Here is a 19,430-nt window from a genome sequence, read left to right as displayed (position 1 = left end):
ACCCGCCGAGGGGCAGCGCCAGCACCACACAGTGAAGGATCATGGACGCAGACAGTCATAGTCCCCGCCCAGCCGTACGCCGTAGCACACCGGGCCGGAGGTGGTGGCGTTGAGCTGGGTGATCTCCCTCCTGCTGGGCGTGCTGGTGATCCTCGCGATCACCGCCGCGACGGGCTACTTCGTGGCGCAGGAGTTCGCGTACATGGCCGTCGACCGAGCCCGGCTCGCGGCCCGTTCCGAGAACGGCGACGCCGGCGCCCGCCGGGCGCTGGGCGTGACGCGCCGCACGAGCTTCATGCTCTCGGGCGCGCAGCTCGGCATCACCGTCACCGGCCTGCTCGTCGGCTACGTCGCCGAACCGCTGGTCGGTGAGGCGCTGGGCGAGGCGCTCGGCGGCGTGGGCGTACCGATGGGCACCGGGATCGCGATCGGTACCGTGCTCGCCCTGGTCTTCTCGACGCTCGTCCAGATGCTGTTCGGCGAGCTCGTCCCCAAGAACCTGGCCATCGCACGGCCCGAGCCCGTGGCCCTGTGGCTCGCCCGGTCCACCACGGCCTACCTGGCCGTGTTCGGCTGGCTGATCAAGGTGTTCGACGCCGCGTCCAACGCTCTGCTGCGGCTGCTGCGCATCGAGCCGGTGCACGACGTCGAGCACTCGGCGACCGTGCGCGACCTGGAGCACATCGTCGCGGACTCGCGCGCCAGCGGCGACCTGCCCGACGACCTCTCGGTGCTGCTGGACCGCATCCTCGACTTCCCGCGGCAGGACGTGGAGCACGCGATGATCCCGCGCGCACGCGTCGACGTGGTGCACACCACCGACCCGCTGACCCAGGTGCGCGAGCTGATGGCCCGCGGGCACTCCCGCTACCCCGTGGTGGACGACGACGGCGAGGTCGCGGGCGTCGTCCACCTGGCCGACCTGCTCTCCGCGGGCGGCCACGGACCCGAGACGGTCGCGGACCTCATGCGTCCTGCCCTCGTGCTGCCCACGTCGATGGGGCTGCCCGACGCCCTGCGCGAGCTGTCGGCCACGCGGAACCAGCTCGCGTGCGTCGTGGACGAGTACGGCGGGTTCGCGGGCGTGCTCACCGTCGAGGATCTCGCGGAGGAGCTGGTCGGCGAGATCACCGACGAGCACGACGACGAGATCGACCCCGTCACCGCGGCGTCGGACGGCGTCTGGGTGATGGCGGGCGACGTGCACCTGGACGAGGTGGAGCGCGCCGTCGAGCGCGACCTGCCCGAGGGCGACCACGAGACGATCGCCGGGCTGGCGATCGCCGCCCACGGCACGCTGCCGGCGGCGGGCGACGTGGTCGACGTCGTGCTGCCTGCCGACCCGGCCGACCTGGTCGCGCCGGAGCCGCACCCGGCCGAGGCCCTGCGGATCGAGGTGCTGGAGGTGGAGCGGCACGTGCCGTCCCGCGTGAAGGTCACGCTGGTCGAGGCCGAGCAACCGCCGGACGTCGCGACCCAGAGCGCCGCGGCGCACGGGGAGGAGACCCGATGAGCAACCCCTGGGTGGTCCTCGCCGCCACCGTCGTCATCATCGCGCTGAGCGCGTTCTTCGTGGCCGTGGAGTTCGCCCTCCTGGCCGCCAAGCGGCACCGCCTCGAGGACGCCGCTGCCACCAGCCGGTCCGCGCGGGCCGCGCTGCGCAGCGCCAGCGAGCTCACCGTGCTCCTGGCAGGCTCGCAGCTCGGCATCACGATCTGCACCCTGGCGCTCGGTGCCATCACCAAGCCCGCGGTGCACCACTGGCTGACGCCGGTGTTCGAGACGTGGGGCGCCCCGTACTGGGCCGCCGACGTCGCGGGCTTCGTGCTGGCCCTCGTCATCGTCACGTTCCTGCACCTGGTGGTGGGGGAGATGGCGCCCAAGTCGTGGGCGATCGCCCACCCCGAGGCCAGCGCGACGATGCTCGCGCTGCCGATGCGGGCGTTCATGGTCGTGACCCGGCCCGTGCTCGTGGCGCTCAACGGCGCCGCGAACTGGTGCCTGCGGCGCGTGGGCGTCGAGCCCGCCGACCAGGTGGCCTCCGGGCAGGGGCCCGACGACCTGCGGCACCTCGTGGAGCACTCCGCGAGCGTGGGCGCGCTCGACGTGGCGTACTCCGACCAGCTCTCGGGCGCGCTCGACCTGCGCCGCCTGACCATCGAGGACCTGCTGGCCGGCCACGCGGCGCCGTCCGCCGTCGGGCACGGGGCCACGGCCGCGCAGGTGCAGGAGGCGTCCCGCGCCTCGGGTCACCTGCGGATCCTGGTCGAGGGCGACGGCGGTCGGCCGGAAGGCGTCGTGCACGTGCGCGACACGCTCCTGCTGGCCGACGACGCGTCCGTCGCGGACGTGACCCGGCCGGTGTTCGTGCTCGAGGCGGACGTGCCGCTGCACACGGCCCTGACACGCATGCGCGAGACGGGCAACCACCTCGCCGTCGTGCCCCGGTCGGACGGCGACGGCCCGGCCGGCCCCGCGGTCGACTTCGGCGTGGTCACGCTCGCCGACGTGCTCAACCGGCTGCTGCCCCGGACCACGGCAGGACAGCTCGCCTGACGGCGTCGGACCCGGGCGGCCGGTCCGTCCTCGGACAGGCCGGCCGCCCGCGTCACGGGGCCAGTGCGGCGTCGACCTCGCGCAGGAAGTCGGGCAGGTCGCCCGGGTTCCGGGACGTGATGAGCGGGAACCCGGCGCCGTCGTCCCGCACGACCGGCTCGTCCACCCAGGTGCCGCCCGCGTTGCGCACGTCGGTGGCCAGGGAGGGGTAGCTGGTCAGCGTCGCGCCGTCGACCCGGCCAGCCTCGACCAGGAGCCACGGTCCGTGGCAGATGGCGGCCACGGGCCGTCCCGAGGCCGCGAACGCCTCGGCGACGGCCACGGCCGGGCGCTGGAGCCGCAGGGCGTCCGCGTTGATGGTGCCGCCGGGGACCAGCAGCAGGTCGAAGCCGGCCGGGTCGACGGCGTCGAACGTCGTGTCGGGTGCCACCGCCTCGCCCGGCTTCTCGTCGCCCACCAGGGTGCGGACGTCCTCGCCGGAGACGGCGGCGAGGGTCACCACCGCGCCGTGGTCGCGCAGGTGGCGCACCGGTACGAGCAGCTCGTCCTGCTCGACGCCGTAGTTCGTCACGATCGCCAGCACTTGCTTTCCGGTCAGGTGAGACATGGTCGTCCTCCGTCGGTCGGGGTCGCTGCCCCTCGACCGTAGGCACGCACGTCCCCCGCTCGCACGGGACGTGGGAGAATGATGGCTGGCCCCGCCTATCCTGACCACCACCCTGACGACGGAGCGAGATCGCTTTGCCCATCCCCGGTCCCACGCTCGCGGCGCGCATCCAGCCGAACGCCACCGCGCCCGAGCTGATCCGCAACTTCTGCATCATCGCGCACATCGACCACGGCAAGTCCACCCTGGCCGACCGCATGCTCCAGCTCACCGGCGTGGTGGAGGCGCGCGCCATGCGCGCGCAGTACCTGGACCGGATGGACATCGAGCGCGAGCGCGGCATCACGATCAAGTCGCAGGCCGTGCGCATGCCCTGGGAGCTCGACGGCACGCCGCACGCCCTGAACATGATCGACACCCCGGGCCACGTGGACTTCACCTACGAGGTCTCCCGGTCGCTCGCGGCGTGCGAGGGCGCGGTGCTGCTGGTCGACGCGGCGCAGGGCATCGAGGCCCAGACCCTGGCCAACCTGTACCTGGCCATGGAGAACGACCTGGAGATCATCCCGGTCCTGAACAAGATCGACCTGCCCGCGGCCCAGCCCGAGAAGTACGCCGAGGAGCTCGCCAACCTGGTGGGCGGCGACCCCGACGAGGTGCTCAAGGTCAGCGGCAAGACCGGCGAGGGCGTCGACGCCCTGCTCGACCGGATCGTCCAGCGCGTCCCGGCCCCGGTGGGCGACGCCGACGCCCCGGCCCGCGCCATGATCTTCGACTCGGTGTACGACACCTACCGCGGTGTGGTCACGTACGTGCGCGTCGTGGACGGCAACCTGAACCCGCGCGAGCGCATCACCATGATGTCCACCAAGGCCAGCCACGAGCTGCTGGAGATCGGCGTCATCTCGCCCGAGCCCAACCCCACCAAGGGGCTCGGCGTGGGCGAGGTGGGCTACCTCATCACGGGCGTGAAGGACGTGCGCCAGTCCAAGGTCGGCGACACGGTCACCAACCAGGCCAAGCCCGCCACCGAGGCACTCGGCGGGTACAGCGACCCCAAGCCCATGGTGTTCTCCGGCCTCTACCCGGTGGACGGCTCGGACTACCCCGACCTGCGCGACGCGCTGGACAAGCTCAAGCTCAACGACGCCGCGCTGAACTACGAGCCGGAGACGTCGGTGGCGCTCGGTTTCGGGTTCCGCGTCGGGTTCCTCGGCCTGCTGCACCTGGAGATCGTGCGCGAGCGCCTGGAGCGCGAGTTCAACCTCGACCTCATCTCGACTGCCCCGAACGTCGTCTACGACGTGACGCTGGAGGACGGCACCGAGGTCAAGGTCACCAACCCGAGCGAGTTCCCGGGCGGCAAGATCAAGGAGGTCCGGGAGCCGGTCGTCAAGGCGACCATCCTGATGCCGAGCGAGTTCGTGGGCACGGTCATGGGCCTGTGCAACGAGCGCCGTGGCGTGCAGCTCGGTATGGACTACCTGTCCGAGGACCGCGTGGAGCTGCGCTACACGCTGCCCCTGGCCGAGATCGTCTTCGACTTCTTCGACCAGCTCAAGTCCCGCACCCGCGGCTACGCCTCGCTGGACTACGAGCCCAGCGGCGAGCAGAGTGCCGACCTCGTCAAGGTGGACATCCTGCTGCAGGGCGAGCAGGTGGATGCGTTCAGCGCCATCGTGCACCGCGAGAAGGCGTACGACTACGGCGTGCTGATGACCGGGAAGCTCAAGGAGATCATCCCGAGGCAGCAGTTCGAGGTGCCGATCCAGGCCGCGATCGGCGCCCGCGTGATCGCCCGCGAGACCATCCGCGCCATGCGCAAGGACGTGCTCGCCAAGTGCTACGGCGGTGACATCAGCCGTAAGCGCAAGCTGCTGGAGAAGCAGAAGGAGGGCAAGAAGCGCATGAAGAACATCGGCTCGGTCGAGGTTCCGAAGGACGCCTTCATCGCCGCGCTCTCCTCCGACTCGGCGCCCAAGGACAAGAAGAAGTAGGTGCCTGCTCTTCCTCCGGGCGTCCCCGTCCCGGACGACGGCGCGCTGCCCGACTGGGTGCGCCCGTCGTCCCCGGACGCCGGCCGGCCGTTCGGTGTGTACGTGCACGTCCCGTTCTGCACCGTGCGGTGCGGGTACTGCGACTTCAACACCTACACGGCGGCCGAGCTGGGTGGCGGCGCCAACCAGGCCGCGTACGCCACCACGGCGCTGCGCGAGGTCTCGCTCGCCCGTCGCGTGCTGGCCGACGCCGGGCGTGCGCCCGGCGCGGTCTCCACCGTCTTCTTCGGCGGCGGCACGCCCACGATGCTGCCGGCCACGGACCTCGCCCGGGTGCTCGACGGCGTCCGCGACGCCTGGGGGCTCGCCGACGGCGCGGAGGTGACCACCGAGGCCAACCCGGACTCGGTCACGCCCGAGTCGCTGCGGGTGCTGGCCGACGCCGGGTTCACGCGGGTCTCGTTCGGCATGCAGTCGGCGGTGCCGCACGTGCTGGCGACGCTGGAGCGCACCCACGACCCGGCGCGCATCCCCGACGTCGTGAGCTGGGCGCGGGACGCCGGGCTCGACGTGTCGCTCGACCTCATCTACGGCACCCCCGGGGAGTCGCTGGCCGACTGGCGCGCGAGCGTGGAGGCGGCGCTGGCCACCGGCGTGGACCATGTGTCCGCGTACGCCCTGGTGGTGGAACCGGGCACCAAGATGGCCGCCCAGGTGCGGCGCGGCGAGGTGACGCTGCCCGACGAGGACGACCAGGCCGCGAAGTACGAGCTCGCCGACCACCTGCTCACCGATGCGGGCCTGCGCTGGTACGAGGTGTCGAACTGGTCCCGTCCGGGCCACGAGTGCCGGCACAACATCGGCTACTGGCGCGGCGACGACTGGTGGGGCGTGGGGCCGGGCGCGCACAGCTACGTGTCCGGTCCGGACGCGGCGCAGGAGGCCGGCGTCCGCTGGTGGAACGTGAAGCACCCGCGTGCCTACGCCACACGGCTGGAGGCCGGGCAGAGCCCGGGCGCGGGGCGTGAGCTGCTCACGCGCGGCGAGGCGCACCTGGAACGGGTGATGCTGGGCGTACGGCTGCGCGAGGGCCTCGACCTCGGTGTGCTGACCCCGTCGGGGCGCACGGCGGTGGCCGGTCTCGTGGCCCGCGGGCTGCTCGACGGGCGTGCCGCGGTCGGCGCCGGGGACGGCGGGCCGCGGGCCGTCCTGACCCGCCGCGGGCGCCTGCTGGCGGACGCCGTGGTGCGTGACCTGACGTCCTGAGAGCCCGGCCGCGGCGTCGCCGGTGGTTTGTTTGCGCGGTAGGCGAAACCGTCGCTACCTTGTGCCCGTTCACAGGGTGAGGGGGCGGCCCGGCCGCCTGGCGAGGGGCACGCGCATGAGCAACACCGACGGTGGCTGGAACCCGCAGGACCCGTACTCGCAGGATCCGTACTCGCGAGACCGCTACTCGCGTGACCCGTACGGACAGCAGCCCCGGCAGCCCGAACCGTTCGACCCGTACGGTCCGCGCGATCCGTACGGCCGCCCGGCCAACCCGTACGGGCGGCCCGACTACCAGCCCCGGCAGCCTCCGGCGCAGCCCGGGCAGCAGGCATGGCCACCGGAGCAGCCGCCGGCGCAGCAACCGGGGCAGCAGCCCGGCCGGGCCCCTGGTCAGCAGGGCCTCCCGCAGTACTCCGCCGTCCCTGACCCGGAGCCGGCGCACGGGCTCGTCGAGGAACCGCCGACGGTCGGCCGGGCGTGGCGCTGGGCGTGGAGCGCGTTCGGCGCGAGCTGGGGCACCTGGGTGCTGATGAGCGTGCTGCTGGGCGTGGCGCAGGGCGCCGTCGTGCTCGTGTTCAGCCCGTCCGCCCTGGACGGCATCCTGAACGCGACCGACCCGGCGGCCGTCGACGCCGCGCAGGCGGCGGGCCGGACGATCACCGCCAAGGGGCTCGCCGCCGCGGGTACGGCGGTGTGCTTCCTGCTCCAGGCGCTCCTGTACGCCGGTGCCCTGGCCGCGACGCGGAACCGCCGTGTCCGGTTCCGCGACTTCTTCCTGCTGCGCGGCTTCGGCGGTCTGCTGGGGTACGCGGTGATCACCGGCGCGCTCGGCTTCGTCAGCACCGCCGTGCCGATGGTGGGCTGGCTCGTGCAGGTCGTGTTCACCCTGCTCCTGCTGCCGGTTCCCTTCCTGCTGCTCACGGGGGCCGGGTTCGGCAGAGCGCTGGGCGGCGGCATCGGGCTCGTGCTGGCGCACCTGCCGGCCACGCTCGGGGTGTACGCGATCTTCGCCGGCCTGGGCGTCGCGTCGATCGTCACGTGCGGGCTCGGACTGGTCGTCGTGGCACCCGCGATGCTCCTGGTAGGGGCCTACCTCGTCCAGCGGTGGACCGGCGAGGGCGTGCACCCCTGACGCACGGATAACAACTCGGTAGTTCCGCGTGCGGTGTTGCGGAGAAAGGGTGAAGGTGGGGTCGGATCACTGACCACCAAGGGGAGCCCCTATGACCGAGAACACGCCGCAGAACCCGTACGAGCCCCAGCCGGGCGGCCCGACGCCGCCCGAGGGCGGCCCCGCCCAGCCGCCGTCGGGCGGCGCCACGCCCCCGCCCGCAGGTGCCTCGCCCTCGCCGTACGACGGCCCCGCGCAGCAGCCCCCGAGCGGGCCCACGCAGCCCCCGGCCTACGGCGGCCCGACCCAGCCGCCCGCGTACGGCGGTCCGGGCGGAACCTACGGGACGCAGCCGTCCGGCCCGTTCTCCGTGGGGGAGGCCCTGAGCTTCGGCTGGCGCCGGTTCACGGGCAACTGGCTGTTCTGGGTGCTCTTCGTGCTGCTCACGTTCGTGGTGGGCGCGATCTTCAGCTCGGGCTCGTTCGGCGACTACCAGGAGATCAACGAGGCCGTGATGCGCGGCGACATCAGCGCCCAGGCGGGCGCGGGGGTGTCGGCGGGCAGCTCGCTGCTCCAGCTCATCGGCTCGCTGATCACCTCGGTGCTCAGCGCGCTGGGCATCAACGCGGCGCTGCGTGAGGCCGGCGGCGAGAAGGCGACCTGGGGCGCCCTCTTCCGGGTGAACAACCTCGGGATGGTCATCCTGGCGGCGCTGCTGCTGCTGGCGGCCAGCTTCGTGGGCCTCCTGCTGTGCGGTCTCGGCCTCATCGCCGTGGCGATCTTCGCCGTGTTCACCTACCACAACGTGGTGGACCGCAACCTCAACGCGTGGGAGGCCTTCACCGGCTCGTTCCGCTTGGTGGGCAAGAACTTCGGGGCCGTGTTCCTGCTGGAGCTCGCGCTCTTCGGCATCAACATCGTGGGCGCACTGCTGTGCGGTCTCGGCCTGTTCGTCACGATCCCGCTGGCCACCCTGGCGCTCGCCTTCGCGTTCCGCCGCCTGACCGGCGGCCCCGTCGCCGCCTGACGGCAGGCGCTCCGCCCGGGGACGACGACGCCCCCTGCCACCGGTCCGCCGGTGGCAGGGGGCGTCGTCGCACGTTCACTTGATGAAGCGGATGTTCACCGGGTAGCGGTACGGCTCACCACGGCCGTTCGCGACGGCCGCCAGGATCTGGAACACGACCACGGCGATGAACGCGAGGTAGACGATCGCGCCGATCCCGAACGTGACGGCGGAGATGATCGCGGCCGCGATGTGCGCGATGATCACGGTGATCTGGAAGTTCAGCGACTCCTTGGCCTCCTGCTCCACGAACCGGCTCCGGTCCTTGAGCACGAGCCAGATCACCAGCGGCGCGATGAAGGCGACGAGGAACGGGCCCACCTGGGCGAAGATGGCCCACATGCGCTCGTCCGACGGCGTGAGCGGCTGCGGCTGGTACGGACCGTTGCCGTAGGCGGGGCCGGGCTGGGGCTGACCCTGGTACGGGGAGGAGCCGGGCTGCGGTGTCCCGTAGGCGGGGCCCGGCTGCGGCTGAGACGGCTGGCCGGGCTGCTGGGGCGGCTGCGGCTGCTGTGGGTTCTCGGACATGGCCCCCACCGTAGAGGCTGCGGCTTACGAGGTGGTCACGAAATCGATAAGTTCTTCGACTCGTCCGAGCAGGGCCGGGTCGAGGTCCCGGTAGTCGCGCACCGTGCCGAGGATGCGCTGCCAGCCCCGGGCGACGTCGGCCTGCGTCGCGGCGGGCCAGCCGAGGGAGCGCAGGATGCCGAGCTTCCACTCCGTGCCGCGCTCGATCACCGGCCAGCGCTCCAGCCCGAGCCGCTGCGCGCGCACCGCCTGCCACACGTCGACGTACGGGTGACCGAGCACCAGCACCGTCCCGGCGGGGACGCCCCGCAGGGCCTCGTCCGCCAGCCGCTGCTCCTTCGACCCCGGCACCAGGTGGTCCACGAGCACGCCGACCTTGCGGTCGGCGTCGGGCCCGAACTCGGCGAGCCGCTCGGCGAGGTGGTCCACGCCGTCGAGCATCTCGACGACGACGCCCTCGATGCGCAGGTCGTCGCCCCAGACCTTCTCCACCAGCTCGGCGTCGTGCCTGCCCTCGACCCAGATGCGGCTGCCCCGGGCCACGCGGGCGCGCGCACCGTGCACGGCCACCGACCCGGAGGCGGTGCGCGCGGGCTTCGCGGGCGCGCGCTGCACGACGGGCGCGGTCAGCACCACCGGCTTGCCCTCCACCCAGAACCCCGGGCCGAGCGGGAAGGTGCGGGTCCGGCCCCGGCGGTCCTCCAGGACCACCACGTGCATGCCGCCCGACTTCTCGACCCGGACGACGGCGCCGACCCAGCCGGTCTGGACCTCCTCGACCACGAGCCCGATCTCCGCGGGCGTCGGCTGCGACGTGGGCCGCCGCCCCCGCTGCGCACCGGGGAACTGGGGAGACAGCACATCGGACCCATACCGTTCGTCGGACACGAGGTGAGCGTAGATCGGCCCCCCGGCCGAGTGCTGGATGTTCGCGCCGTTCGGAGTGTCATCGGGACGAACGTCCGGCACTCACCGACGGCGGGCCAGGAGGGCGGCCTCCGTGCGTGTCGCCACGGACAGCTTGCGCAGGATCGCCGAGACGTGGACCGAGGCCGTCTTGGCCGAGATGAACAGCCGCCCGGCGATCTGGGCGTTGGTCAGGCCCTCGGCCACCAGATCGAGGACCTGCTGCTCGCGTGCGGTGAGCGCGCCGAGGCCGGTGCCCGGCCCCTCGGCAGGCGCGGTGCGCTCCTCGGCCGGGCCGGTCAGCCCAGCCCGGTCGAGCAGGCCCTGCGCCCGCCGGACGATCAGCCCCGCCCCGATCTTCTCCGCCTCCGCGACGGCCGACCCCAGCGTCGACCGGGCTCCGCCCCGGTCCCCGACCTCCAGCAGCCGCGCGCCCTCGCGGCACAGCGCGTAGGCGCGCAGGTGCACGGGCCCGGGGCTCGGCAGGTCGGCCACAGCGGTCCACGGGCCGGTGCCGAGCTCCGCCTCGAACAGCGCCGACCACAGCGGGAAGGTCGGCCAGTGCGCGCACTCGTCACGGGCGGCGCGGTAGGGGGCGTCGTCCACGTCCTGCCCGGCCGCGCGCAGGCGTGCGATCGCCTGCGCGGCCACGGCGAGCTGCGGCAGGTCGTAGGCCGGCAGGCGCACGTGGTCCGGGGCCACCACGACCGACATGCGCTCCAGGGCCTCGGCGGGCTCGTCGCGCAGCAGCGCGAGCTCCGCCAGCGTCCCGCTGGTGCGTGACCTGATCTGCTCCTCCAGGTGCCCGAAGCGCTCCCAGCTCGTGGCCCGGCGGCGCGCCTCGGCCTGCGCCTGCTCCACGCGTCCCTGCCACGTCATGAGCCAGACCCGGCGCTCGCTGAGGTAGACGGAGTACACGCTGTCGTGGATCGGCGGGACGACGCGCTCGTACCAGGCGGCGGCCTCGGCCCAGTCGCCGCGCCCGATCTGTGCCTCGGCGAGGTTCCCCTCGATCATGATCCGGGTCGAGTCGGACGAGCCGTACCGGCGGGCGGCGCTCATCCCCTCCTCGGCGATCGCGGCAGCCCGGGCCCAGTCGCCCACGACGAGCCAGGCGTCCGACCCGTTGACGTAGTACCGGCTCAGGCCGTGCCAGATGTCCCCGGCCGCCTCGCGGCCGGCCTCGATCTCGGCGTGGCCGCCGGGGTCGCCGAGCTGCACTCGGCTCACGCCCCGCAGGTTCAGCGCGACGGACACGACCTCGGCGCTGCCGATCGCGCGGCCGGCGTCGTAGGCGGCCGTCGCGGCCTCGATCGCCTCCCGGGGGCGGCCGACGAGCATCTCGCGGCGCGCCCGCAGCATCAGGAGCAGCCCGCGCACCGCGTCGTCCCGGCCCGGTTCGACGAGGGCCAGGGCCCGTTCGACCAGCTCGGGCCCCTCGTCCGAGCCGGCGTGGCCCGCGATGAGCGCCGCGTCGGAGAGCATGCGGGCCAGCCCCGCCGGGTCGTCGGCGGGCCACTCGTCGACCGCCTCGTGCGCCACGGCCAGGGCCCGGGTGGTCCGGGTGGCCCCGCGCAGCGACTCGGCGACCGTGCGGAGCAGCTCATGACGCGGCAGGCCGGCCACGGCCTCGGCGTCGGGCACCTGGTCCCAGAGCTCCAGGGCGCGCTCACCCAGGGCGACCGCGGTGGACGACGCCGCGCCGTCCACCGCGGCCCGGTGGCCCTCGACGGCCGCCGCGAGCGCCCTGTCGAGCATCCCGGCGCGCCACCAGTGGTCGGCGATGCGGGACAGCTTCGCGACCGACCGGGCGCGCCGGACCAGGGCTTGCTCCAGCGCCCGGGCGTAGGCGGCGTGCAGCCGGCGCCGCTCGCCGGGCAGCAGCTCGGCGTACACGGCCTCCTGCACCAGCGCGTGCCGGAATGCGTACCCGACGTCGGTGACCACCAGCACCTGTGCCTCGACCGCCTCGCGGACCGCTTCCTCGGGCTCGGCGCCGTCGGGGACGACGCGTGGTCCGGATGCCGTCGAGGGGTCGGCCAGGACGTCGTCGAGCACGTCGTACCAGACGCGGGGTCCGGCGGCCGCGACCACGCGGCACAGGGCCTGGGCCGCGCGGCTCAGGTTCCAGTAGCGCAGCAGCAGGATGTCGCGCAGGGAGTCGGGCAGGTCGGTGCCGAGGAAGCCGACCAGCTCCTCGACGTAGAAGGGGACGCCCTCGCTGCGGTCCGCCAGGTCGGCGATCGAGGTGGCGTCGAGGCCGGCGTCGAGCAGGTCCTGGGCCATCTCGCGGATCTCGGGCTCGCCCAGGCGGGGCAGGTCGAGGCGGGTCGTGAGGCGGGCCCGGTCGAGCTCGGCCATGACGGTGCGCAGGGGGTGCGCGCGTCCGACGTCGTCGCTGCGGTAGGTGAGCAGCAGGAGCAGGCCGGGCGGTGCGGTACGGGCGAGGCGGAGGGCGACGGCGCGGGTGATGTCGTCGGACCAGTGCAGGTCCTCCATGACCACGACGACGGGGCGTTCGGCGGCGAGCCCGGCGAGCAGGTTCGTGAGGACCTCGGGGAGGCGGTCGGCTCCGGCGCCGGAGCCGGGGGCGACGAGCTGGGGCGCCACCGGGGACAGGGCGCCGGCCGCCGGTCCGGCCGCAGCCACGACGGCCTCGGGGCCCTGGGTCCGGACGAGGGCGTGCAGCAGGCCGGCGAGGGCCGCGTAGGGCAGGGGGCCGGATCCCTCGTCGGCGCACTGCCCGGTGAGGAGGGTGACGCCGTCGGCGCGCGCGGCGAGCTCGTCGAGCAGGCGGGTCTTGCCGATGCCCGCCTCGCCGGCGATCACGACGGTGCGGCCGGCGCCGCCGCGGACGTCGTCGAGTGCGGCGGTGAGCGTGCCGAGCTCGCGGGCTCGGCCCACCAGGCGCGCGCGAGGGACCGGCATGGGCTCATCGTCCCATGCCGGTCCGGTGGTCCGGCCGGCGCTGGTCGCCGTCCTGGTGAGGTCTGCCGTCATGGGCGGGCTCAACCGTCGCCCCGGCCCGCGCCGGGTCAGGCGACCCGGGCGCGGGCCGGACCGCGGCGGCCGGCGCGTGCGGTCCGCTCGGCGGCGCGCCGCTCGGCGTCCTGGCGGCGGGCGGCGTCCCGCTGCTCGCGGGCGACCCGGGCCTGCTCGGCGCGGCGGTCGACGTCCTGCTCGTGGCGGCGGTAGTCGGTGTACTCGGAAAAGCCGAACATGGTGGTGCCTCCTGGTCCCTGCCGGCCCCGCGCCGGCAGTGGTCCCAGACTCGTCGCTGAGGTGGTGCCCGCGGATCGGGTGGTCGCCGCATCTTCGGTGCCGGTTCCCGCGGACGGATCGGTGGTGCCTAAGGCATCGCCCTAGACGGTGGGCAGCGCCCTGCGCCCGAGCAGCCTCGGGGGCGCGCTGCGCCCGAGCAGTCTCTGGGGCGCGCTGCGCCCGAGCAGCCTCGGGGGCGCGCTGCGCACCTGAGCGGATCCGCGTACCCGCAGCTGCCCGAACTTCGGTCGGTTGCGCCGAGCGCACGGGGATGATCGGTCGGTTGCCCCGAGATCGGTCCGCCGACCGACCGATCTCGGGGCAACCGACCGATCTTGCGGGCGAGAGTGTTGCAGATGACCGAACGAGGGAGCCCGTGCGCTCCCGTCGTTCGCGCGCCGGAGTGTGCGGGCACTGTGTACGCGGAGAGCCGACAGCGGGTCGGGGACTTGGCCGCTGGCGCATGCCGCGTAGGATTGGCACTCGGTCGTTGAGAGTGCTGGAGAGCGGGCAGGAACCCGGGTGCAGGTCCTGGACGTTCTACTGGACGGAGGTGAGCGCGATGAGCGAGGAACGCAGGCTCGATGTCCTGCGGGCGATCGTGGAGGACTATGTCCGCACACGGGAGCCCGTCGGTTCGCGCATCCTCACCGAGCGGCACAAGCTCGGCGTCTCCCCGGCGACGGTGCGCAACGACATGGCCGCCCTGGAGGAGGCCGGGCTCATCGCGCAGCCGCACACGTCGGCCGGGCGCATCCCGACCGACAAGGGCTACCGCCTCTTCGTGGACCAGCTCGCCGAGGTGCGGCCGCTGACCCAGCCGCAGAAGCGCGCCATCGAGACCTTCCTGTCCGAGGCGGTCGACCTGGACGACGTCGTGGCACGCGCCGGGCGGCTCATCGCCCAGCTCACGGGGCACGTCGCCGTCGTGCAGTACCCGTCGCTGCGCCGGTCCGGGCTGCGGCACCTGGAGCTCGTGCCCACGGCCGAGGGGCGCCTCCTCGTGGTCGTCATCACCGACACGGGGCGGGTGGAGCAGCGTTTCCTCGACGTGCCGGTCACCCTGGACGACGGGACGCTCGGCGAGCTGCGCGCCCGCTTCAACGCCGCGGCCGCCGGCCACCGCCTCACGGAGATCGGCAGCGCCTTCGCGCGGCTCACCGAGGCGATGCCGGACGAGCACCGGGCGCTGGCCACCGCGGTGGCCGAGGTCGTCACGGCGGCGCTCGCCGAGGAGAGCGAGGAACGCATCGTGCTCACGGGTCAGGCGAACCTGGCGCGTTCCGGCATGCGGTTCGAGCAGGGCCTGCGCCCCGTGCTCGAGGCGCTCGAGGAGCAGGTCGTCCTGCTCGGTCTCCTCACCGACATGTCCGACGAGGCCGGCGTGGCCGTCAGCATCGGCCACGAGAACCGGCTCGCCGGACTGTCGGAGACCTCCGTGGTCACGTCAGGCTACGGCTCGTCCGACGGCGACAGCGTCGCGATCCTGAGCTCGATCGGCCCCACCCGCATGGACTACCCGGGCACCATCGCCGCGGTGCGCGCCGTCGCGCGCTACCTGTCGCGAGTTCTGCCCGGCTGACACACCCCTTCCACAAACCTCCTCACAAAGAGAGACCTGTGACCGACTACTACGAGATCCTCGGTGTCCCGCGCGACGCCTCGCCCGAGCAGATCAAGAAGGCATACCGCAAGCTGGCCCGCGAGCTGCACCCGGACGTGGCGGGCGAGGCGGGCGAGGACCGGTTCAAGGACGTCGCGCGCGCCTACGAGGTGCTCTCCAACCCGGACAAGCGCCAGCAGTACGACATGGGCGTGGACCCGACCGCCCCCGGTGGGGGCGCCGGCGGCGGGTTCGGGGCCGGGTTCGGCTTCCAGGACATCTTCGAGACGTTCTTCGGCGGCGGGCAGCCCTCGGGGCCGGTCCCGCGCGCCCGCCGCGGCAACGACGCGCTGGTCCGGCTCGACATCGAGCTCGGCGAGGCCGTCTTCGGCGCCAAGCGCGAGATCCAGGTGGACACCGCCGTGGTGTGCAACACCTGTGGCGGCGACGGCGCGCGGCCGGGTACGCATGCCCGCACCTGCGACGTCTGCCACGGCCGCGGTTCGGTGCAGCGCGTGGCGCGCTCGTTCCTCGGCCAGGTCATGACCAACCAGCCGTGCTCCGCGTGCGGCGGCTTCGGCACCGTCATCCCCGAGCCCTGCACCGACTGCGCCGGCGAGGGGCGCGTGCGCTCGCGCCGCACCATCGCCGTCAACGTGCCCGCCGGCGTGGACACCGGCACCCGCATCAAGCTCTCCGCGCAGGGCGAGGTGGGCCCGGGTGGCGGCCCCGCCGGCGACCTGTACGTCGAGATCCGCGAGCGGGCGCACGACACGTTCGTGCGCCGCGGCGACGAGCTGCACTGCACCCTCCAGGTGCCGATGACGGCGGCCGCGCTCGGCACCGTGCTCGAGCTGGACACCCTGGACGGGCTCCAGGAGATCGACCTGCGCCCGGGCACGCAGCCGGGCCAGGTGGTGACGCTCAAGGGCCTCGGCGTGGGGCACCTGCACTCCACCGGGCGCGGAGACCTCAACGTGCACATCGAGGTCCACGTGCCCACGGGCCTGGACGAGGAGCAGACGGCGCTGCTCCAGCAGCTCGCGACGCTGCGTGGCGAGGAGCGGCCCGAGCCGCGGCTCGCCACGGTGCACGGCGGCGTGTTCTCGCGCCTGCGCGACAAGCTCAGCGGCCGCTGACCGCCGGCCCATGAGCGCACCGGTCTTTCTCGCGGAGGCGTCCGTCGCGCACCCGCTGTCGGGGTACGCCGCCGGCTCGGTCTACGTGCTCGACGGCGCGGAGGGCCGGCACGCCGGCGTGGTCCAGCGTCGCGGCCCGGGCGAGCGGATCGACGTGGTCGACGGCGCCGGGGTGCGCCTGCGCACCGTCGTCGAGTCCGTGGACGGCGCGCAGGTGCACCTCCGGGTCGAGGACGTCGACGTCGAGCCGGCGCCCGCCGTCGTCGTCACGCTGGTGCAGGCCCTCGCCAAGGGGGACCGCGACGAGATGGCGATCGAGGCCGCCACCGAGACGGGGGCCGACGCGATCGTGCCCTGGCAGGCCGAGCGGTCCGTCGTCGTGTGGCGCGGGGACCGGGCCGCGAAGTCCCGGGCCCGCTGGGTCAGCACCGTGCGCGCCGCGACCAAGCAGGCGCGCCGGTCGCGCATCCCCGACGTCGCCGCCGCGCTCAGCACCAAGCAGCTCGCGGCCCGGGCGCGGGAGGTCGTGGCGGCGGGCGGCGCGGTGCTCGTGCTGCACGAGGAGGCCACCACGGCGCTGGCGGCGGTGCCGCTGCCCGACGCCGGGGAGCTGCTCGTGGTGGTCGGCCCCGAGGGCGGCATCTCGGAGGCCGAGGTCGCACAGCTCACCGAGGCCGGGGCGGTCACGGCCCGCCTGGGCCCGCACGTGCTCCGCACGTCGACGGCAGGCCCGGTCGCGATCGCCCTGCTGAGCACCCGCCTGGGCCGCTGGGCCTGACGGCGCCGAGACCCGGTGGCCGCACCACCGGATCTCGGCGCCCGGTGCGTCAGCGGGTGACGACGAACTCCACGCGGCGGTTCTGCTCCAGGTCCGCGAACGTTCTCGGGACCACCAGCGGGTCGGACTCGCCGTAACCCTTCGACGTCAGCCGGTCCGCGTCGACGCCCAGCTCCACGAGCCGGTCCAGCACCGCCTGCGCGCGCCGCTCGCTGAGCCGCTGGTTGTGCGCCTCGGTGCCCACCGAGTCGGTGTGCCCCTCGATGCGCACCTCGACCTCGGGGTGCTCCTCCAGCACCTCGGCGGCCTCCCGCACCACCCGGCGGCCGTCCTTGGTCAGGCGCGCGCTGTCCGTGACGAACGTGATGCTCGGGATCTCGACGAGGTCCTCCTGCGCCCGTTCCCGCTCCTTGCGGGTGGGCTCGCGGTCGGGCTCGGCGGTCTCGTCGTCCGTGCTCTCCTCGGTGCTGTCGTCCGTGCTGGTCTCGTCGTCGCTCTCGTCGTCCGTGGTCTCGTCGGTGCCGTCGTCGGACGTCGCCTCGGTCGCCTCGGGTGACGCCGTCGGCTCGGCCTGCGTCTCCCCGGTCTCCTCGTCCTCACCCGCCACGTGCGCCTGCGTCGTCCCGGAGCCGGGAGGCACCAGGCCCCCCGGGCCGTACGCCGCCGCCGTGCGGACGCCGGTCACGTCACCGACGATCTCGGCCGCCACCAGCGCGTCCACGGCGGTCGCGGCCGTGACCTCCGCGTCCCGGCCCGTGAGCTCGACCGCCACGTCGGAACGCCCCGCCGCCGCGAGCGCCTCCTCGGCGCTCTCGGTCAGCGTGGCCTCGATCTGCTCGCGGAACCCCGTGTTCTGGACGCCCGAGAGCGCACCGAACCCGAGGACGACCACCACGACCGGCGGCAGGACCGTCCGCAGGTTCATGCCTTCGCCCCGGACTGCGTGGGCTCGGCGTCGTCCTCGGCGGCGGCCGTCGCCTTCGACCCGGCCTTCGTGGACCCGGCCTTCGTGGACCCGGCCTCAGCCCCGGCCTCCTCAGCCCCGGCCTCCTCAACCCCGGCCTCCTCAACCCCGGCCTCCGCCGCCGCCGTCTCGGCCTCGTCCTGGGCGAGGGCGGCGGCCTTGGCCTCGGCGCCCTCGATCTCGTCGACGTCGGCGTAGTCGACGTTCTCGTTGAACCTGGCGCGACGTTCCTGGCCCCCGACGAGGTAGTCCTGGTACTCCTGCAGGCCGTCCTCGTCGCCGTCGACCAGGTACTGCGCCTGGTCCGCCCAGCTCGTCGCGGCAGGCGCGAACGTGATCCCGCCGGTGGCGAGGGCCTCGCGCAGCTCGGTCTCGCTCGCTCCGGCGATCTTGGCGTACGTGGTGTACCCGGCGGCCTTGAGGACCGCCTCGATCTTCGGGCCGATGCCCTCGATGCGCCGCAGATCCTGCGGCTCGGGCTCGGGCTCGGGCTCGGGCTCCGGCGTGGTCTGCTCCGCTGCCGCCTCGGCGGCGGCCGTCTCGGCCTCGTCCTGGGCGAGGGCGGCGGCCTTGGCCTCGGCGCCCTCGATCTCGTCGACGTCGGCGTAGTCGACGTCCTTGTTGAACTTGGCGCGACGTTCCTGGCCCCCGACGAGGTAGTCCTGGTACTCCTGCAGGCCGTCCTCGTCGCCGTCGACCAGGTACTGCGCCTGGTCGGCCCACGTGCTGGCCGACGGGGCGAACTTGATGCCCTGGCTCGCGACGGCCTCGCGCAGCTCGTCCTCGGTGGCACCCGCGATCCTCGCGTACGTCCCGTAGCCGGCGGCGGCGAGCGCGGCAGCGATCTTGGGACCGATGCCCTCGATCCGGCGCAGGTCGTCCTGCGGGGCTGCGGTCGCGGGTGCGTCCTCGGCGGCGGCCGGAGCCTCCGCGGCGGCAGCGGCGGCGGCCTCGGCAGCCTCGCGCGCCACGGCCTCGGCCGCGGCCACGACGTCGGCCCCGGCGGAGCCGTCCTCGATGTCGGCGTCCCCGGTGTCGTCGCCCCCGGTCTCGCTGTTCTCGGCGCCGGGGTGGTCCGCGCCGTCCAGGCGGTTGGCGTCGTCCGCGGCGGAGGCGCCGGCGGCGCTCGTCCCGGCGTCCGGCGTCTCGTCGGTCGTCGCGGCGACCGCGAGCGCACGCACGGTCTCGGTGTCGGTCGTGCTGACCGGGCCCGCGTCGTCCGAGCCGGCTGCGTCCGGGCTGTCGGCCGCGGTGCCCGTGGCCTCCGTCCCCTCCGCCGTGGCCTTCGCGGTACGCGTGGCCTCGGCCTTCTCGGCGATGTGCTTGCCCTTGGCGCGACGGCCCCAGACGATCCAGCCGATCCAGATGCCGATCGCGAGACCGATCAGACCCGCGATGACGATGAATGCGAGCGATTGGGCGATGAACCAACCCACGCGTACCTCCAGGTGACTACTGCGGTGTGTGGTGTGCGGACGACGACGCGACCCGGCGTGACCGGCCCAGGCGAAATGGGTCGCATTGCGCCAATCTCCATCGAACGCGGCAAACTCTCCCACATCCCCTTCACCCAGGCATTTCCAGCCATGTAACGGTATGGAAAATCGTGGCGACGGCTGCCGGACGGCCCGCCGGGCGCCTGCGG

At 73.7% G+C, this 19,430-nt stretch carries 16 protein-coding genes; 9 read left to right on the top strand and 7 right to left on the bottom strand.

Annotation, left to right across the window (positions count from 1 at the left end):
• Window positions 1-109: 109 nt before the first annotated feature.
• The gene (locus ACIG47_RS12205; RefSeq protein WP_397431030.1) at window positions 110-1,513 is read left to right on the top strand and encodes a hemolysin family protein; all 1,404 of its coding nucleotides are present in this window, start codon (window positions 110-112) and stop codon (window positions 1,511-1,513) included.
• The gene (locus ACIG47_RS12200; protein WP_397431029.1) at window positions 1,510-2,556 is read left to right on the top strand and encodes a CNNM domain-containing protein; all 1,047 of its coding nucleotides are present in this window, start codon (window positions 1,510-1,512) and stop codon (window positions 2,554-2,556) included. Before ACIG47_RS12205 ends, ACIG47_RS12200 begins: the two co-directional genes overlap by 4 nt.
• A gap of 52 nt (window positions 2,557-2,608) precedes the next feature.
• On the opposite strand, the gene ACIG47_RS12195 is transcribed toward ACIG47_RS12200, so the two are convergent.
• A complete protein-coding gene (locus ACIG47_RS12195) occupies window positions 2,609-3,163 on the bottom strand; it encodes a DJ-1/PfpI/YhbO family deglycase/protease (RefSeq protein WP_397411164.1) in 555 nt (184 codons plus the stop codon).
• Between the two features lie 134 nt (window positions 3,164-3,297).
• Between ACIG47_RS12195 and lepA the strand changes: the two genes are divergently transcribed.
• From lepA to ACIG47_RS12175, 4 genes are all read left to right on the top strand, one after another.
• Window positions 3,298-5,160, top strand: a complete 1,863-nt coding sequence (lepA, locus tag ACIG47_RS12190; protein ID WP_397411162.1) for a translation elongation factor 4 — start codon at window positions 3,298-3,300, stop codon at window positions 5,158-5,160.
• The gene (hemW, locus tag ACIG47_RS12185) at window positions 5,161-6,426 is read left to right on the top strand and encodes a radical SAM family heme chaperone HemW (protein WP_397431028.1); all 1,266 of its coding nucleotides are present in this window, start codon (window positions 5,161-5,163) and stop codon (window positions 6,424-6,426) included.
• Window positions 6,427-6,541: 115 nt separating this feature from the next.
• Complete coding sequence (locus ACIG47_RS12180) at window positions 6,542-7,561, top strand: hypothetical protein (RefSeq protein WP_397431027.1); 1,020 nt, start codon at window positions 6,542-6,544, stop codon at window positions 7,559-7,561.
• Window positions 7,562-7,652: 91 nt separating this feature from the next.
• Window positions 7,653-8,567, top strand: coding sequence for a hypothetical protein (locus tag ACIG47_RS12175; RefSeq protein WP_397431026.1), 915 nt, complete (start codon window positions 7,653-7,655; stop codon window positions 8,565-8,567).
• Window positions 8,568-8,642: 75 nt separating this feature from the next.
• Here ACIG47_RS12175 and ACIG47_RS12170 read toward each other — a convergent pair whose 3' ends face one another.
• From ACIG47_RS12170 to ACIG47_RS12155, 4 genes are all read right to left on the bottom strand, one after another.
• Entirely contained in the window at window positions 8,643-9,134 is a 492-nt protein-coding gene (locus tag ACIG47_RS12170) for a DUF4870 domain-containing protein (protein ID WP_397431025.1), read from the bottom strand.
• Between the two features lie 24 nt (window positions 9,135-9,158).
• Entirely contained in the window at window positions 9,159-10,022 is an 864-nt protein-coding gene (locus tag ACIG47_RS12165; protein ID WP_397411152.1) for a DUF3097 domain-containing protein, read from the bottom strand.
• A gap of 81 nt (window positions 10,023-10,103) precedes the next feature.
• The gene (locus tag ACIG47_RS12160; RefSeq protein WP_397431024.1) at window positions 10,104-12,968 is read right to left on the bottom strand and encodes an ATP-binding protein; all 2,865 of its coding nucleotides are present in this window, start codon (window positions 12,966-12,968) and stop codon (window positions 10,104-10,106) included.
• 107 nt (window positions 12,969-13,075) lie between these two features.
• Window positions 13,076-13,261: a hypothetical protein gene (locus tag ACIG47_RS12155; protein ID WP_397411148.1), complete on the bottom strand. Its 186-nt coding sequence runs from the start codon at window positions 13,259-13,261 to the stop codon at window positions 13,076-13,078.
• Between the two features lie 602 nt (window positions 13,262-13,863).
• Here ACIG47_RS12155 and hrcA point away from each other — a divergent pair.
• The 3 genes from hrcA to ACIG47_RS12140 are packed head-to-tail and all read left to right on the top strand — an operon-like array spanning window position 13,864 to window position 16,821.
• Complete coding sequence (gene hrcA, locus ACIG47_RS12150) at window positions 13,864-14,883, top strand: heat-inducible transcriptional repressor HrcA (protein WP_397411146.1); 1,020 nt, start codon at window positions 13,864-13,866, stop codon at window positions 14,881-14,883.
• Window positions 14,884-14,921: 38 nt separating this feature from the next.
• Window positions 14,922-16,043, top strand: coding sequence for a molecular chaperone DnaJ (dnaJ, locus tag ACIG47_RS12145; protein WP_397411144.1), 1,122 nt, complete (start codon window positions 14,922-14,924; stop codon window positions 16,041-16,043).
• Between the two features lie 10 nt (window positions 16,044-16,053).
• Window positions 16,054-16,821, top strand: coding sequence for a 16S rRNA (uracil(1498)-N(3))-methyltransferase (locus tag ACIG47_RS12140; RefSeq protein ID WP_397411142.1), 768 nt, complete (start codon window positions 16,054-16,056; stop codon window positions 16,819-16,821).
• A gap of 49 nt (window positions 16,822-16,870) precedes the next feature.
• Here the strand turns inward: ACIG47_RS12140 and ACIG47_RS12135 are convergent, their stop codons facing one another.
• Both ACIG47_RS12135 and ACIG47_RS12130 read right to left on the bottom strand, forming a co-directional pair.
• Window positions 16,871-17,746 carry an OmpA family protein gene (locus ACIG47_RS12135; protein ID WP_397431023.1) on the bottom strand — a complete coding sequence of 292 codons (876 nt, stop codon included), beginning with the start codon at window positions 17,744-17,746 and terminating at the stop codon, window positions 16,871-16,873.
• Window positions 17,743-19,221, bottom strand: a complete 1,479-nt coding sequence (locus ACIG47_RS12130) for a helix-hairpin-helix domain-containing protein (protein ID WP_397431021.1) — start codon at window positions 19,219-19,221, stop codon at window positions 17,743-17,745. The genes ACIG47_RS12135 and ACIG47_RS12130 overlap by 4 nt, the downstream gene beginning before the upstream one ends.
• Window positions 19,222-19,430 lie beyond the last annotated feature (209 nt).

Source organism: Promicromonospora sp. NPDC052451 (assembly GCF_044547525.1).
GTDB lineage: Bacteria > Actinomycetota > Actinomycetes > Actinomycetales > Cellulomonadaceae > Promicromonospora.
This window is presented reverse-complemented; position numbering and strand designations above follow the sequence as displayed.

What these genes read in the sequence shown, in the direction of transcription:
- ACIG47_RS12195 (WP_397411164.1), bottom strand. Translation starts at nt 3,163, where the DNA reads ATGTCTCACCTGACCGGAAAGCAAGTGCTGGCGATCGTGACGAACTAC.
- hrcA (WP_397411146.1), top strand. Translation starts at nt 13,864, where the DNA reads ATGAGCGAGGAACGCAGGCTCGATGTCCTGCGGGCGATCGTGGAGGAC.
- ACIG47_RS12200 (WP_397431029.1), top strand. Translation starts at nt 1,510, where the DNA reads ATGAGCAACCCCTGGGTGGTCCTCGCCGCCACCGTCGTCATCATCGCG.
- ACIG47_RS12170 (WP_397431025.1), bottom strand. Translation starts at nt 9,134, where the DNA reads ATGTCCGAGAACCCACAGCAGCCGCAGCCGCCCCAGCAGCCCGGCCAG.
- ACIG47_RS12140 (WP_397411142.1), top strand. Translation starts at nt 16,054, where the DNA reads ATGAGCGCACCGGTCTTTCTCGCGGAGGCGTCCGTCGCGCACCCGCTG.
- ACIG47_RS12175 (WP_397431026.1), top strand. Translation starts at nt 7,653, where the DNA reads ATGACCGAGAACACGCCGCAGAACCCGTACGAGCCCCAGCCGGGCGGC.
- ACIG47_RS12160 (WP_397431024.1), bottom strand. Translation starts at nt 12,968, where the DNA reads ATGCCGGTCCCTCGCGCGCGCCTGGTGGGCCGAGCCCGCGAGCTCGGC.
- ACIG47_RS12180 (WP_397431027.1), top strand. Translation starts at nt 6,542, where the DNA reads ATGAGCAACACCGACGGTGGCTGGAACCCGCAGGACCCGTACTCGCAG.
- ACIG47_RS12155 (WP_397411148.1), bottom strand. Translation starts at nt 13,261, where the DNA reads ATGTTCGGCTTTTCCGAGTACACCGACTACCGCCGCCACGAGCAGGAC.
- ACIG47_RS12135 (WP_397431023.1), bottom strand. Translation starts at nt 17,746, where the DNA reads ATGAACCTGCGGACGGTCCTGCCGCCGGTCGTGGTGGTCGTCCTCGGG.